This is a genomic window from Mycobacteroides salmoniphilum (genome assembly GCF_004924335.1).
Taxonomy (GTDB): Bacteria; Actinomycetota; Actinomycetes; order Mycobacteriales; family Mycobacteriaceae; genus Mycobacterium; species Mycobacterium salmoniphilum.
Window position 1 is genome coordinate 4,190,550 of the sequence record NZ_CP024633.1, and the last position, 14,960, is coordinate 4,205,509.

Sequence of the window (14,960 nt, forward strand, 5' to 3'; positions counted from 1 at the left end):
ACAGATATCGACGGTACTGTTGGCGCCGTGAACTTGCTGGCAGCACCGGAATCCGTCACCACTTTGGCACTCATGCCGGATTTCCTGGATCCGATCAAACTGCTCGGTCACTTCGGAACCTTGGCGCTGCTGGGGTTGCTGGTGGTGATCTTCGTGGAATCGGGCGTGCTGTTCCCGGTGCTGCCCGGCGATTCGTTGTTGTTCGTGGCCGGGATGCTGGCCGCCGGCACCGCTGCCGCAGCCGCCGACGGCGCTTCGCAGGCCAGTTTTCAGCTGTGGCAGCTGCTGGTCTTCATCCCCATCGCGGCCATCCTGGGCGGCCAGGTCGGCTATTGGATCGGTCGGGGCATCGGCACGTCGATGTTCAAGCCGGAGGCCCGCTTCCTGAAGCAGAGATACCTCGACGAGGCGCATGCCTTCTTCGAGAGGCGCGGACCGTTCGCCATCGTGATCGCCCGGTTCGTGCCGATCGTGCGGACCCTGGCTCCGATCACCGCGGGTGCGGCGAAGATGAGCTACCCGATCTTCGCGCTGTACAACATCCTGGGCGCCGTGGTGTGGGGTGTCGGTCTCACGTTGCTCGGCTACTGGCTGGGCCAGTTCGAGATCATTCAGAAGCTGCTCGAACCGATTTTCATCCTGATTGTGCTGGCCTCGGTGGCCCCGATGTTCTTCGAATGGATGCGGCGCCGCAAGGCGGCGAAGAGCCCGGAGGCAGCACCCGAGGCCTAGTAAGCAGTCGAAATCACTCGCCGGCAAGACCCACGGCTATCCGCCAACTACGGGGAAAGACGGCCAAGTGCGCGCCATAGCAAACTACGCTAATGTCGCGCCGTGGGGAAGATCAGCAGTTGTCTGACAGCGTTGACGGCGATCGCGCTAACGGGTTGGAGCTTTACGGCGTCCGCCGGCGCGGAGCCCGCACCGGCGGATCTCGCAGGTGCGTCAGAGGCCGTACAGACATACATAAGCGCAACGAACAACGTCGACGTGCCCCTGATGCGTGCCACGGTGTGCGGTCGCCTCGCCGCCACCACCTCCGTCGGCACCGACGAACAGATCCGTCAGGTCATGCAGTCTCAACGCGACCTCATCGGGCTAGCACACATAGAGGTCTTGCATCCAGTGGAGCTGGGATCACCGCCCGGCCAGGTCGATCTGCTGGCCCAGTTGACTTCCGAGCACCACCCGCAGGATCCGGGCGGCAACGGGATCAACCTCGTGTATCACACCGAGAAGGTCAATGGCGCGTGGAAGGTATGCCATGCCCGCAACGAGGGACACCTCGACGAACCCTGATAAAGCCCGGCCCACATCGAAGCGGCGGCGACCCTCAATGTTCTCAGCTAGGCACGCTCCACGGGCGTCGTCTCGAATTCGGCCACCTTGTCCCGGAAGGCATCCGGAAAGGGGGCGGAGTTGCCGTCGATCGCATGCACGTACACCGTCTCACCGGTGATGAGATGGTCTACGCCGCGGTGAATTTCAAAGTGACAGGCCATGCTCGCCGTGCCCATCCGGGCGATGCGGACCCCGATATCGACGACATCATCGAAACGGGCCGGCCCGTGATAGTCGATGACCGACCTCACCACGTACATGTGCTCAAAGATCCCATCGCCGGTGGCGTTGCGCGCACCGGTCAGCGCCGCCCAGTACTCGGTGAGCGCGGCATCGAAATACGCCAGATAGTGGGCATTGAAGACCACGCCCTGCATATCGACCTCGGCCCACCGGACCCGCAACGGATGGAAGAAGCTGAAGTCCTCGCGCGCCATCTCAGGCGACCACGTGCGCCGCTTCGAACAGCATCCAGCCGGACAGCTGTACCGACAGGTCACGTTCGGGCACCTTCGAAGGATTGACCGCACCGGCGATGAACTGCGACGCCGGCGCGTGCGCGGTCGGCAGATCCGCCGTCCGCGTCCAATCCGCACCGAATAACGGAAGGTCCTCCACGCTCAGTCGATTGGCCCAGGCCGCCTCCGCAGAGGTCAGCAGGATGTCGCGGGCGGTAGCGCGTGCATCGGTGTCCTGCGGGGAGTTCTCCGGCAACATCGTGGCCACCAGCGCCAGGTAGCGGGCGAGAATGCCGTTGAACAATCCCCCGTCTCCACCACCGCTGCCCCGGATGACGCCCTCCTCGGTCATCCGATCCCTCACCGCGTGGACGAGACGATGTACACGCTCGGCGTGCCGGGATTCGCCGGTCCGCACCGCGAGCTCGGTCTCCAGCCCCAGGACCACGCCCTGGCAGTAGGTGTACGTAGCCCGTTCCAGGGTGCCGTCCTCCTGTATGCCGTCGATCACCAGATGCGATTCGGGGTCGACGAGAGTCTGGTCGATCCAGTCCGACATCACCTCGGCACGCCACACTCTTCCCGTGCGCGCCAACACGATTGCCGCCGGGCCGTTGGCAGGGGTGTTGAAGAACCTGTCCTGCTTACGCCACGGTATGCCGCCTCCGTACTGCGGCATCCATGCGTCGAGGAACTGCTGACGCAGTCGATTCAGCGCGCGGGGACGCTCCACGCCCAACAGCTCGGAGGCTCGTTGCATTGCCAGCGCCAACCAGGCCATATCGTCGTAGTACTGGTTGGTCCACATAAAGACGTTGCGGAAGCGGTGTGCGCGTTGCATATCCGCGATGTACTTGAGCCGGTCGGGGCGCGGGTCGCGCAGCTGCGCATCGATCAGGCAGTCCTGCAGATGCGCCTGCCACCAGTAGTGCCAGTTCTTGAACCAGGTGGCACCCGGCGCGGGCGGCCAGGTGACGATGCCCAGGCGCATGCGCGGCAGATGCCACAGCGGCGAGAAGTGTCTGGCGGTGATTGCGGCTTCGGCGCTACTGGCGCGGTTGGCCCACAGCACATCCATGCACTCGATACTAGGGGTGCCCCATCTAGGGATCACCACGCCTTGGTCAAGTCGGCGTGCTGGCGGACCCACGCGTGCATCGCGATACCCGCGGCAACTCCGGCGTTGATGCTGCGAGTGGATCCGAACTGGGCAATCGAAACCGTCATCACCGCACCGCCTTTCGACACATCGGTGACGCCCGGCCCCTCCTGACCGAACACCATCAAGCAGTCCGCGGGCAATACCGCGGTCTCCAGAGGTACCGATCCGGGGACGTTGTCCACGGCCACCACCGTCAGGCCGGTCAGCTTCGCGTACTCCAGAAGCTCCTCGGTGCTGTCATGGTGCATCAGATGCTGGTAGCGATCGGTGACCATGGCACCACGCCGATTCCAACGGCGCCGGCCCACGATATGCACGGTGCGCACCGCGAAGGCGTTGGCCGTGCGCACCACCGTTCCGATATTGGCGTCGTTGTCAAAGTTCTCGATGGCTATATGCAGCCGGTGCCGCCGCGTATCGATATCCGCGACGATCGCCTCACGTCGCCAATACCGGTAGGCGTCAACCACGTTGCGGGCGTCGCCATCACGCAGCAGCTCCGGGTCATAGCGCGCGTCCGTCGGCAGCGGCTGCCCCCGTTCGGCCGCCCACGGCCCCACTCCGTTGCCGGTGGCGCCCCATAGGGATGGTTCAGCGGGGGCGTCCTTCTGATCCTTCGAGTCCTCACTCACGGGTCATCCAGACCGCGGCGTGGGTGCCGATCACCGAGAGCGTCCCGGCGAGCACCGCGGCGTTGATCTCCCCCTGGAGGCACAACGACGGCTGCAACTGCACGGCGTCGAGGGCAGCGTCCGGAAGCACCAACACCGACGCCCCGTAGATCGCACAGCTGCGCGTCAGCCCCTCCCCGGGCAGCGTCGGCGCCACCGTCACCATGAGTGGACCACCGCGCTCGGCCGACTCGTCGCGGTAGCGTGGCGCCACCCCCGAGATGTTCAGGCCCAGCAATGCGAATCCGTTGCCGGTGAAGGCATTCGGATCCCCCAGATCTACCTGGCTGATCTGCTGCCCGCTTGCCCGCCAGGCCTCCATGCTCTTGGTGACGATCACCAGACCGGAGTCGTTCTGTGGGGTGGGCAGCAGCCCCATCGGGTAGGCCACCGGATAGGCCACCGTGGTTCCCGCGATGCGATCCTTCGCCGAATACGCGTACACGCCGCGTACCGCGCTCTGGTTCTGCATCGGCCCCAGGCACACCGTGCCGGTCAGCCGATCGGGAGTCGGGGCCGTCAGCGGATGCACGGACAAGTCGGCCATGTCACGACAGCCGTTCAACGCCGGCACTTCCTGTGGATGCGCCAGCGACCCGTACAACCCGAAACGTAGATCCTGGGCGGCGGCAGGCTTCTCCCCCGGTGTGGCGGCGGCCCCCGTGATGTCGACCAGCACATACCCGTTCTGGAATCGCAGGTTGGCGACGCTGAGATTCCAACCCAACAGACTCTGTGTTTCACCGACTTTGGCGGTCTGGGCGCCGTACACCAGCTGTTTGTCAGGGTCTTTCGAGCAGCCCGTCAAGATCAGGGCCCCGGCGACCAACGCGACGAGGGCCCGACGGAGGGTCACGATCCGGCCAGGCCGAGATCCGCCAGTCCCAACACATACCGATAGGGAACACCTTCTGCGCGGATGGCCTCGGCGGCACCGGTGTCACGGTCGACAACGGTGGCCACCCCGATCACCTCGCCACCGGCTTCACGGACCGCATGCACGGCCGTGAGCGCGGACCCGCCGGTGGTGCTGGTGTCTTCGACCACCAGGACCTGTTGCCCCGAGACCTCGAAACCTTCGATAAGCCGGTGCATGCCATGGGCTTTCACCGACTTGCGCACCACGAACGCGTCGATGGGCCGTCCGGGAGCGTGCATGACCGCCGTCGCGACGGGATCTGCGCCGAGAGTCAGTCCACCCACACCGGCATAGCCCCAGTCGCTGGTCAGCTCGCGTACCAGTCGCCCGATCAACGCACCGGCACGGTGATGCAGTGTGGCCCGTCGCAGGTCGACGTAGTAATCAGCTTCCTTGCCCGACGACAACGTGACCTTGCCATGCACCACCGCGATATCGCGGACCAAGGCCGCCAACTCGTCGCGCTCGGCCGGGTTCAGATCCGGTCCTAAATCAAGTTCTGCCACGACCCCGTCCTACCACGCTGTTGAATTTCCGCACCAAACCTCTTGGTATTACCCGCGTTACCGAGGTGATCGCCTTGTATTGCACCCCGGGAACGCTGAGCACCTTACCCGCGGCGATGTCCTGCAGGCACGCGTTGACCACATCGTCGACCTGGAGCCACATGAATTCCGGGATGGTGCCCATCTCGATTCCGGCCCGTTCGTGAAACTCGGTATGGATGAATCCGGGGCACAGCACGTGCATACCAATGCCGGTGCCCAATAACCCATTTGCCAATCCTTCGGTGAAGGAGACCACCCAGGCCTTGGATGCCGAGTACGTCGAGCCGCGTCCGGACACCAGGCCCGCCACGCTCGCCACGTTGATGACCGTGCCAGAGCCGGCCTCGACCATCGAGGGCAGGGCCGCGCGGGTGAGCTCCATGACCGCGGTGACATTGACGTCGAGCTGCGCGTGCAACAGCTCGGGCGCTGCCGTCCAGAACTCGCCGGCGGTGGCGAAACCGGCATTGTTGACCAACACGGATACCCCGGCCGCGACGTGCTCGGCGACCTTCGCGCGGTCGGCGGCATCGGCCAAATCGGCAGGCAGCGCCTCGGCGTGGACGCCATACCGGCAGGTGAGCTCGTCGGCGAGTGCGCTCAGGCGCTGTTCGTCACGGGCGACCAGCACCACGTCGTATCCGAGGGAGGCGTACTTGCGGGCGAAACCGCCCCCCAGGCCCGAGGTGGGGCCGGTGACCAGCGCCACGGGGCGTACGGAATTCGCGGCAGGGTCGCTTGCGTAAAGACCGTCAGGCGCGGATGAACCGCTTGCGTGAAGACCATCGGTCATGGTTGGTCAGCGTACCGGCTGGCCGCATACCTCTCACCGACCGTATAACCGGTACTAAAAGTTACTAGTACAAATTGTCCGGAATCTGCCGCTTGCGCGAACAAGCGTTGCTAGCATCGCAAAATGTTTGACCGGCTAGTGGTGCGGCTCATCGCGCGTCAGCGCTGGATTTACCCGGTACTCATCGCATTGTGGATCGCCGCGGGCACCTACATAACCACCGCCCCGAAGGTTGCACTGCCTACCCCAGAGGTCACCCCGACCGCGCAGGCCATCAGCGCCATGTCGCTCAGCCAGCCGAAGACGGTGAGCTACGAGGTGTCCAGTAATGGCCAACCCGTCACGGTGTCCTACCTCGACGAGAAGGGCCAGTCCAAGCTCTTCAACGGCCCCGCACCCTGGCGCACCAGCTTGACCACCAGCGACCTGGGATTCGCGGCGGGCGTGACCGCGATATCGACCGACACCGTCACCTGTCGCATCACCGTCGACGGCACGGTGGCCGACGAGAAGACCGACGCCGGCCGCACCCCCTCGGTGAGCTGCAATCTCGTCGCATTTCAGAAACTCGAACCACAAGGCGGCCACTGATGCACGACAGCCCCATATTCGGACGCTTCGCCGGTGTCATCAGCAGACATGCCGCGGTGATCGTCGGGCTCCTGATGATGGTGGCCGGCGGTCTGATGGCATCGGCACCCAACCTCGAAGAACTCGCCCTGACCCACGGCAGCCCCATGATGCCGACCAACACCCAATCCGCCGCGGCCCTCAAACACATGGCCAAGGCGTTCGGGGAGTCCGAGTCGAACAACACCGCCGCGGTCGTCGTCGTCAAGGACCAGCCATTCACCGAGGAGGATCGCCAGTTTCGTGCCCAACTGATGAAGGAGCTGCGAGCCGATACCGCGCACGTCGAACCGGGTATGGACATGTGGTCCGATCCGCAATTCGCCACCGCATCCGAAAGCCCGGATAAGAAGGTGGCGCTCGCCCAGCTGCAGCTGGCCGGGGAGATCGGCGGACCCAAGGCCATGGAATCCGCAAAGGCCGTGCAACACATCATCGATAACATCGCGAAGCCACCAGGCACCACCATCTATGCCACCGGAACGAGCCAGGCCGCCGCAGACCAGATCAACACGATGATGCGAGATGTCGTGATCATCGGAGGGCTGTCGCTCGTGCTGGTGGGCGGTCTGTTGCTTTTGGTCTACCGCTCGCTGGTGGTCGCGTTCCTGCCACTGATCACCGTGGGCGTTGCCGTCGGTATCGCGACCCCGGTGACCAGCTTCCTCACCTTGGCAGGGCTGATTCCGACATCCATGATGACCAACGCGTTGATGGGCGCGCTGGCGCTGGGCGCCGGCACCGACTACTCCATCTTCTTCATCGGCCGCTATCAAGAGGGCAGGCGTGCCGGCCTCAGCGTCGACGATGCGTTCCGCGCCAGTTACCGGGGGGTGGCACCGGTCGTGATCGCGTCCGGGCTGACTGTCGCAGGTGCGTTGTCCTGCATGTCATTCGCGCAACTGGACATGATGAAATCCATGGGTCTACCGGGGGCCATCACGATGATCTTCACCGTGCTGTCCGCGGTGACAGTGACGCCCGGTGCACTGCTCATCGGGGCTCGCAGATTCGGCTGGTTCGAGCCCAGATCGACCATCCGGTCGACTCGACTGTGGCGCCGGGTCGGCATCCGGGTGGCGCGTTGGCCCAAACCGATATTCATCACGACCTTCACCGCCTTGATCCTGCTCATGATGGTGATCCCCAGCGCCTCGTTCAACTACGACGAACTGCAGTTCATCCCGAAGGACATGCCCAGCGCGGCCGGTATGAACGCGATTCAGGAACACTTTCCCGCGGGACAGATGAACCCCGACATGATCTTGATCCGGGCTCCGGAAGACCTGCGCACCTCGGCCAATATCGGACTCCTGGAGAAGGCCGCACAACAGATCACCAAGCTGGACAGTGTGGCATCGGTGCAGTGGATCACCCGGCCCACCGGCATGCCGATGGATCAAACCTCACTCATGTACAGCGTGAGGATGGCCGGAACGATGATGTCGCAGAACAAGATTGTCATGGAACAACGGCAGCAGCGGATGCACACCATGACCAACGACATGAACTCGATGATGAGTACGCTCCAAGGCCTGCAGGGCACCTTGCGGACCGCGCAGCAGGGTGCCAAGCAATTCAGTGCCGCCGCCCAACCCATCCAATCCAGCCTGAATCAGCTTAAGTCACAGATTAATTCGGCAATGGGACCCGTTCGTGAAGCAGTGCGTGCCCAACCCAACTGTGCCGCCGATCCGATGTGCGTAGGTGCGCAATCGACCTTGTCCAACTTCGAGAACATGTCGAGCGTCACCGACCAGATGCGCAGCCTCGTCAGCACTTCGGGTTCCATGACCGGGGGCTTGACCCAGGCCGCGCGCACGATGCCGCGCATGGTCGAGTCCATGTCCTCGATGCAGGATTTGATGACCGAGACCAACGAGCAGATGACCCAGATGATGTCGCAGATCGACACCATGACCTCGCTCATGCAGGACCTCGGCCGAAGCAGCGCCGGTACCGGAGACTACTTTTACTTCCCCGCACAGATGCTCTCGGACCCGCGATTCAAGCCATACCTGAAGATGATGTTCTCCGAGGACGGCACCACCACCCGCATGATCGTCATCGGCAGCGGGAGCAGCTACGGCGACGAGGGCATCCAGCGCGTCCGAGACCTGGCGCACGAGATGAAGTACGCGCTCAAGGGCACTCGTCTGGAGGGCAGCGTGATCGAAATCGCCGGGCCGGCAGCCCTGATCGGCGATATGCGGGTGATGCTCGACCGCGACGAGAAGCTGATCATGATCGGCTGCCTGACAGTGATCTTCACCGTGGTGCTGCTTCTGCTGCGCGGGCTGGTGGCTTCGTTGATCGTTATCGGCTCGGTCTTGGTGTCCTTCGCATCCACCCTCGGGCTGGCCCTGGTGATCTGGCAGCATGTGCTCGGCATTCAGCTGCACTGGTCGGTACCGGTCGCGGTGTTCGCGATCCTCATATCGGTAGGCGCCGACTACAACCTGCTAGTCGCATCGCGCTTCAAAGAAGAGATGAGCGCCGGCATCCGCACGGGGGTCGTCCGGGCCATCGCCGGCACCGGCGGCGTGGTGACCACGGCGGGACTGGTGTTCGCGATGACACAGTTCGCCATGATGGGGTCGAGTCTGGTCAACATCGCACAAATGGGTTCGACGATCGGGATGGGCTTGATCATCGACACGTTCGTGGTGCGCACCTTCACGGTGCCGACACTGGCGGTAATCCTCGACAAGAAGTTCTGGTGGCCGCTGCCGATGAACCAGCTCTGGCGGCGTTCCTAACGGACGTGCGGCTGACTGCCCTGACCCACGGGGGCGGGCTGCCGGTCTCCGGCGGGCGCGGAACTGCTGCCGACGGGCCGGCTGGGTCGCTCCGCGGCCTGGATGGGCGAAGGCGCCGACTCCCCGGACGGGGGCAGCACCCGCAGCAGGTCGTTGAACTGGCGGACGGCCTTGAGGCCCTCGTCCCACTGCTCACGGTTGCTGTTGATCGGCAGCGCGGCCAGCGTCCAGTGTTGTTCGTTCCACAACACCTCCGCCGTCTCGGTCGCCGTGTGGGCGAAGGTGACCATGCGCCGGTCGCAAGCCCTACGGGCGGCATCCAGGTTGGTGGAGTAGACCATGCGCGGGCCGATGGCGCCCAGCAGCCAGATATCGGATTCGCGGGGTTCCTGCATCACCTTGAGCCGCAGGTCCACCATGACATTGGTGCCCACCTTGCGGTGCAGCGCAATGATGGTCGCGACATCCTCCAGGTCGAAGACGTAGACGGCCTCGCCGCGGATCTGCCCGAGCACCACGTTGGCGGCCGCGGCCGCTCCCGCGCTCGACATCACGCCGCGGTTCCAGCGCTTGACGATCTCTTTGTCCTGCGACATGTAGTCGAAGCCGTGAGATCGCGCCCAGGCCTTCCGGCGGTGTCCGCGGCCGCGGCGGCGGCCGATATCGACGTACAGCAGCACGCCCGCACAGACGAAGCAAAGTGCGGACAGCGTGAACCAAAGTAGAGCCATCCGCGACAGCCTAACCGGTACCGGCCCAACTACCGCGCGGAGCGCTCGGATCGTGACCGAGAGTTACCGGTCCGTGATGGGCCGAACAGCGCCGCGAGTGTGCGCTCACGGGGAGATATCCGTCGAAATCTCGCAGTGAGCGCACACTCGCGGTTCCTGTTGAGGCGTCAGCCCAGGATGAGCGAGTCGCCGTCGGCGCTCACGTTCACCGGAACGACGTCGCCGTCGTGCACCTCACCGGCCAGCAGCTGCTTGGCCAGCTTGTCGCCGATCGCCTGTTGCACCAGGCGCCGCAACGGACGCGCCCCGTAGATCGGGTCGAATCCGCGCTGGGCCAGCCAATTCTTGGCGGGTCCGGACACCTCGAGTGTCAGCCGCCGCTGGGCCAGCCGCTTCTGCAGCTGTTCCAGCTGGATGTCGACGATCCGCACCAGCTCTTCGGGGTTGAGCGGCTCGAAGATGAGCACGTCGTCGAGCCGGTTGATGAACTCCGGCTTGAACTTGGCACGCACCGCGGCCATCACCTGCTCTTCGGAGCCACCGGCCCCCAGGTTTGACGTGAGGATCAAGATGGTGTTCCGGAAGTCCACCGTGCGTCCCTGACCGTCGGTGAGACGTCCCTCGTCGAGCACCTGCAGCAGCACGTCGAATACGTCCGGGTGCGCCTTCTCCACTTCGTCGAACAGCACCACTGTGTACGGGCGTCGCCGCACCGCCTCGGTCAGCTGACCGCCGGCGTCGTATCCGACGTATCCGGGCGGGGCACCGACAAGCCTTGCCACCGAGTGCTTTTCGCCGTACTCGGACATGTCGATGCGCACCATGGCGTGCTCGTCATCGAACAGGAAGTCCGCGAGGGCCTTGGCCAGCTCGGTCTTACCCACGCCGGTGGGCCCCAGGAACAGGAACGAACCGGTGGGCCGGTTGGGGTCGGCGACACCGGCCCGGGCACGGCGCACCGCATCCGAAACCGCCTCGACGGCCTTTGCCTGTCCGACGACCCGCGCCCCCAGCACGTCTTCCATGCGCAGCAGCTTGGCGGTCTCGCCCTCCAGGAGCCGCCCGGCCGGGATACCGGTCCAGGCCGACACCACGTCGGCGACATCGTCCGGTCCCACCTCTTCCTTGAGCATGACGCTTTCGCGCGCCTGGACTCCGGGAAGCGCGGCCTCTAGTTGCTTCTCCAGGTCGGGGATGCGCCCGTAGCGCAGCTCCGCGGCCTTACCCAGATCGCCGTCGCGCTCGGCGCGATCGGATTCACCCTTGAGGGTTTCCAACTGCTCCTTGAGATCGCGGACCACGTCGATGGCGTTCTTCTCGTTCTGCCAGCGAGCGGTGAGCTCCGCGAGACGCTCCTTTTTGTCAGCCAGCTCTTCACGCAGCTTCACCAGGCGTTGCTTGGAGGCCTCGTCGTCTTCCTTGGACAGCGCCATCTCTTCGATCTCGAGACGGCGCACGACGCGCTCGACCTGATCGATTTCGACAGGGCGCGAATCGATTTCCATCCGCAGACGGGACGCGGCCTCGTCGACCAGGTCGATGGCCTTGTCCGGCAGGAAGCGCGAGGTGATGTACCGGTCGGACAGGGTGGCGGCCGCCACCAGCGCGGAGTCGGTGATCCGCACGCCATGGTGGATCTCGTAGCGCTCCTTGATGCCGCGCAGAATGCCGACGGTGTCCTCCACCGAGGGCTCGCCCACCAGGACCTGCTGGAACCTGCGCTCCAGGGCAGCGTCCTTCTCGATGTACTTGCGGTACTCATCGAGAGTGGTGGCGCCGACCAACCGCAGCTCACCGCGGGCGAGCATGGGCTTGATCATGTTGCCGGCGTCCATCGCCGACTCGCCGGTCGCGCCCGCACCCACGATCGTGTGCAGCTCGTCGATGAACGTAACCAATTGTCCCGCAGAGTTCTTGATCTCATCCAGGACCGCCTTGAGGCGTTCCTCGAACTCGCCCCGGTACTTGGCGCCGGCGACCATCGAGCCTAGGTCCAGCGATACCACGGTCTTGCCGCGCAGGCTTTCGGGCACGTCGCCGGCGATGATGCGCTGCGCCAGTCCCTCGACGATGGCGGTCTTACCGACACCCGGCTCGCCGATCAACACCGGATTGTTCTTGGTCCGTCGACTGAGAACCTGCACGACGCGGCGGATCTCGGTATCACGACCGATGACCGGGTCGAGTTTGCCCTCGCGGGCCAGAGCAGTCAGGTCGGTGGAGTACTTCTCCAAGGCCTGGAATGTCGCTTCGGGCTCGGCGCTGGTCACCCGCCCGCTCCCGCGCACCTGCACAAAGGCATCGCGCAGCGCGTTCGGCGTGGCGCCGTTGTTGGCGAGCAACTTGGCGATATCGGAGTCACCGCTAGCCAGGCCCACGAGCAGGTGCTCGGTGGATACGTAGTCGTCGTTGAGCTCGGTGGCGAGCTGCTGTGCCGTGGTGATCGCAGCGATGGAGTCACGCGAGAGCTGCGGGTTGGCGCTGGCGTTGCTGACCTGGGGTAGCCGGTCGGCAATGGCCTGCGCCTCGTTGCGCACGGTCGCTGAGTCGACGCCCACAGCCTGCAGCAGTGGCGCGGCGATGCCATCGGTCTGGCTCAGCAGCGCCACCAGCAGGTGTGCGGGACGGATTTCAGGATTGCCCGCTGTGGTCGCTGCCTGGAGGGCAGCTGTCAGCGCGGCCTGGGTTTTGGTGGTCGGATTGAACGAGTCCACAACACCTCCGTTGGGTTGAGAGAAATGCTTGTCAGTAGTTCCAACGTCGTCAGCCTTGAGTCTGTTCCGCTCAACTTTGAGAATTTTCGCGGTGCTGTGTCTAGCTCATCACACCTACGGGCACTCTGAACTAAATCCGGAATCACACGCGGTGGCCGCGACCCTCCAGCAGCTCGCCGACTCGCGACAACACCGGAAGGACCCCGCCGCGCAGAACCGATCGGAGCTGGCGATTAAGGGGGGACTGGGGATCGAATCCACTCAAGGTGAACCACAGCTGGGTGCCACCAATCCGGGGAATCAGTCGCCACGTCATGCGCAGAGCGGTGATTCCGCCCAGGATCGGGATCGTGAAGGTGGACACGATGAGCTCGGGCTCACGCACCTGCAGAAATTCCATATCCACCCTTCCGGCGAATCCCAGAAGCGGAATCGGATAGGTGGTTATGGACAGCCGGCCACCGGTTTCCACCGACACCACATCGTGGTCGTTCACCAGGTCGCCGACAAACTCCTTCGAGGTAATGACCTGCCACACAGTGCGCGATGAGTGGCGATAGAACTCGCCCAGGCTGAATGCCGTCGCGTCATCGGGCGGGGGATCCTCACCCGGCTCCGGAACAATCAACAGCTCTTCGATGCGCGACATGACCAATGCCCAGATATCCCGAACCAGAACGCGAAGGCGCCCGTGAGCTGGATTGGCGAGGTCAAATCCACTGTGCACAACCAGTAATCGCGTCCCTCCCGGCTCGGGATGGAGCGTCCACGTGACGCGCAAATCCCAGGAGTCCTCCGGCGTGGAGAATCGATAGACCATGCGTTCACCAGGCACGACGTCGGTGAACTCGCACTCACCGCGCCCGCCGAAATTCACCTCCGGCATCGGGAAGGTGGTGAACGTGAAGGACTTACCGGCCGCCACCGAGTCCTCGCCGATGTCGGTGGTCCAATCAGAGATCGAGGCGGCCGACGTGATGACGCGCCACACCTGCTCGGCCGGATACGGGAAGAACTGCCCAACCGTCACCGATGTCAGGTCGTCCCGCGACGCGGTCATACCCCTGAGATACCGCAGATACGTGATCTGCGTGGGCGATCAGGCGGATACATCAGTGACCAGACAGTGCGGAGGCCAATCCCGGCGGGACGGCGCACTGTCGATACATCGCCCGAGCTTGCCCATCGTTCCGGGCCAGCCACGCTCGGAAATCATCCGATAGATGCGCGAGGCGGAATCGCTCATATCGAACCCGTCGTGACGCAACGTGACCATGGTGCCGCCGGGAACCTCGTGCAGTGTCCACGTCACCGTCCACTCCGTCTGCTTCGACGACTTCATATCCCACCAGCGGATCGACAGCACCCTACTTGGGGTAGCCGCGAGCACCTCACAGGACAGCGCGCCCGAGAAGTCGGCCATGGGCAAGGGAAACGCATTGAAACGGAACCTGGTGCCCACCTGCGGCCGAAATCCAATCGGATCCATCAACCATTCCTCCATGGCATCGGGACACGCCATCACGGCCCACACTCGCGCGGGCGGATGCGGATAGAACTGATCCAGGATGATGGTGGCGATGTCGTTCACGTCGTCGGGCACAGCACTCTCCAGATTGATTGGGTTATCTTTCATACCCCATCAATCTGGGTCACCGCCGTGTTCTCATCTGTTAGCCAGGCAAACTCGGGCCGGAGGAGGGTTCGATGGCGCCGCCATCGGTGGGGATAGCCGCTGCACGATCGATGAGACGCCCGAACTTGGTCATCGCAGTCGGCCAGAATCGATCAGAGAGGGCCGCCATCCGCCGCACAGCAAGGTCATCACTACTGAATGCCGGCCGGCTCAAAACCACCCTGGTTCCGTTCGGCACCGCGCTCAGTGTCCATGAGGTTCGCCAGGCCACGGGGGCGGGAACTTTCGTGTCCCACCACAAAATCGCCAGCATTTCGTTCGGCGTAGCCACCAAGACCTCACAGGCGATGTTCCCGGAATAGTTGGCAATCGGCACCGGAAGATCCATGAGCCGGTACCGCGTACCCGCCACCGGACGGAACCCGACCTGTTCGACGAACCAATCCCCCATGACATCGGGGTCGACCAAGACACTCCACACCCGTTCGGGCGAGTGTGGGTAGAAGAAATCGGCGACAACGTCCGTCGGATCGGGTAAATCGCCCACAGCGCTCGCTCCAATGTCGGTGGTGACACCTTTGTACTCCACGGAGCTGGC

15 protein-coding genes are annotated in these 14,960 nt (G+C 64.0%); 4 read left to right on the top strand and 11 right to left on the bottom strand.

The features are described from left to right. Positions 1–72: 72 nt before the first annotated feature. Positions 73–732, top strand: a complete 660-nt coding sequence (locus DSM43276_RS20755; protein WP_078328256.1) for a DedA family protein — start codon at positions 73–75, stop codon at positions 730–732. A 102-nt stretch (positions 733–834) separates the two neighbouring features. After that, on the top strand, positions 835–1,299 hold the full coding sequence (locus DSM43276_RS20760; RefSeq protein ID WP_136629139.1) for a hypothetical protein: 465 nt from the start codon (positions 835–837) through the stop codon (positions 1,297–1,299). Between the two features lie 47 nt (positions 1,300–1,346). On the opposite strand, the gene DSM43276_RS20765 is transcribed toward DSM43276_RS20760, so the two are convergent. The 6 genes from DSM43276_RS20765 to DSM43276_RS20790 are packed head-to-tail and all read right to left on the bottom strand — an operon-like array spanning position 1,347 to position 5,808. Then, complete coding sequence (locus DSM43276_RS20765) at positions 1,347–1,778, bottom strand: acyl-CoA thioesterase (RefSeq protein WP_078328213.1); 432 nt, start codon at positions 1,776–1,778, stop codon at positions 1,347–1,349. Between the two features lies 1 nt (position 1,779). Beyond that, positions 1,780–2,877 (bottom strand): glycoside hydrolase family 76 protein, encoded by a 1,098-nt coding sequence (locus DSM43276_RS20770; protein WP_078328214.1) that lies wholly within the window; start codon positions 2,875–2,877, stop codon positions 1,780–1,782. Between the two features lie 32 nt (positions 2,878–2,909). Beyond that, positions 2,910–3,593 carry a TrmH family RNA methyltransferase gene (locus DSM43276_RS20775; RefSeq protein ID WP_078328215.1) on the bottom strand — a complete coding sequence of 228 codons (684 nt, stop codon included), beginning with the start codon at positions 3,591–3,593 and terminating at the stop codon, positions 2,910–2,912. Then, positions 3,586–4,488 (bottom strand): hypothetical protein, encoded by a 903-nt coding sequence (locus DSM43276_RS20780; RefSeq protein ID WP_078328216.1) that lies wholly within the window; start codon positions 4,486–4,488, stop codon positions 3,586–3,588. Before DSM43276_RS20780 ends, DSM43276_RS20775 begins: the two co-directional genes overlap by 8 nt. Further along, positions 4,485–5,057, bottom strand: coding sequence for an orotate phosphoribosyltransferase (gene pyrE, locus DSM43276_RS20785; protein WP_078328217.1), 573 nt, complete (start codon positions 5,055–5,057; stop codon positions 4,485–4,487). The genes DSM43276_RS20780 and pyrE overlap by 4 nt, the downstream gene beginning before the upstream one ends. Further along, a complete protein-coding gene (locus DSM43276_RS20790) occupies positions 5,044–5,808 on the bottom strand; it encodes an SDR family NAD(P)-dependent oxidoreductase (protein WP_078328218.1) in 765 nt (254 codons plus the stop codon). Before DSM43276_RS20790 ends, pyrE begins: the two co-directional genes overlap by 14 nt. Before the next feature lie 207 nt (positions 5,809–6,015). On the opposite strand from DSM43276_RS20790, the gene DSM43276_RS20795 reads away from it, so the two are divergent. Further along, on the top strand, positions 6,016–6,483 hold the full coding sequence (locus DSM43276_RS20795) for an MmpS family transport accessory protein (RefSeq protein ID WP_078328219.1): 468 nt from the start codon (positions 6,016–6,018) through the stop codon (positions 6,481–6,483). Continuing rightward, a complete protein-coding gene (locus DSM43276_RS20800; protein ID WP_078328220.1) occupies positions 6,483–9,281 on the top strand; it encodes an MMPL/RND family transporter in 2,799 nt (932 codons plus the stop codon). The genes DSM43276_RS20795 and DSM43276_RS20800 overlap by 1 nt, the downstream gene beginning before the upstream one ends. Here the strand turns inward: DSM43276_RS20800 and ttfA are convergent. From ttfA to DSM43276_RS20825, 5 genes are all read right to left on the bottom strand, one after another. Further along, positions 9,278–10,012 carry a trehalose monomycolate transport factor TtfA gene (ttfA, locus tag DSM43276_RS20805; RefSeq protein WP_078328221.1) on the bottom strand — a complete coding sequence of 245 codons (735 nt, stop codon included), beginning with the start codon at positions 10,010–10,012 and terminating at the stop codon, positions 9,278–9,280. The genes DSM43276_RS20800 and ttfA overlap by 4 nt on opposite strands. A gap of 167 nt (positions 10,013–10,179) precedes the next feature. Further along, positions 10,180–12,726 (bottom strand): ATP-dependent chaperone ClpB, encoded by a 2,547-nt coding sequence (clpB, locus tag DSM43276_RS20810; RefSeq protein WP_078328222.1) that lies wholly within the window; start codon positions 12,724–12,726, stop codon positions 10,180–10,182. Positions 12,727–12,868: 142 nt separating this feature from the next. Continuing rightward, positions 12,869–13,786 (bottom strand): SRPBCC family protein, encoded by a 918-nt coding sequence (locus DSM43276_RS20815; RefSeq protein WP_078328223.1) that lies wholly within the window; start codon positions 13,784–13,786, stop codon positions 12,869–12,871. A 39-nt stretch (positions 13,787–13,825) separates the two neighbouring features. Continuing rightward, complete coding sequence (locus DSM43276_RS20820; RefSeq protein ID WP_078328224.1) at positions 13,826–14,362, bottom strand: SRPBCC family protein; 537 nt, start codon at positions 14,360–14,362, stop codon at positions 13,826–13,828. A 37-nt stretch (positions 14,363–14,399) separates the two neighbouring features. Continuing rightward, positions 14,400–14,909: an SRPBCC family protein gene (locus tag DSM43276_RS20825; protein WP_234802944.1), complete on the bottom strand. Its 510-nt coding sequence runs from the start codon at positions 14,907–14,909 to the stop codon at positions 14,400–14,402. Positions 14,910–14,960 lie beyond the last annotated feature (51 nt).

What these genes read in the sequence shown, in the direction of transcription:
- DSM43276_RS20755 (WP_078328256.1), top strand. Translation starts at nt 73, where the DNA reads ATGCCGGATTTCCTGGATCCGATCAAACTGCTCGGTCACTTCGGAACC.
- DSM43276_RS20765 (WP_078328213.1), bottom strand. Translation starts at nt 1,778, where the DNA reads ATGGCGCGCGAGGACTTCAGCTTCTTCCATCCGTTGCGGGTCCGGTGG.
- DSM43276_RS20770 (WP_078328214.1), bottom strand. Translation starts at nt 2,877, where the DNA reads ATGGATGTGCTGTGGGCCAACCGCGCCAGTAGCGCCGAAGCCGCAATC.
- DSM43276_RS20795 (WP_078328219.1), top strand. Translation starts at nt 6,016, where the DNA reads ATGTTTGACCGGCTAGTGGTGCGGCTCATCGCGCGTCAGCGCTGGATT.
- DSM43276_RS20800 (WP_078328220.1), top strand. Translation starts at nt 6,483, where the DNA reads ATGCACGACAGCCCCATATTCGGACGCTTCGCCGGTGTCATCAGCAGA.
- ttfA (WP_078328221.1), bottom strand. Translation starts at nt 10,012, where the DNA reads ATGGCTCTACTTTGGTTCACGCTGTCCGCACTTTGCTTCGTCTGTGCG.
- DSM43276_RS20815 (WP_078328223.1), bottom strand. Translation starts at nt 13,786, where the DNA reads ATGACCGCGTCGCGGGACGACCTGACATCGGTGACGGTTGGGCAGTTC.
- DSM43276_RS20820 (WP_078328224.1), bottom strand. Translation starts at nt 14,362, where the DNA reads ATGAAAGATAACCCAATCAATCTGGAGAGTGCTGTGCCCGACGACGTG.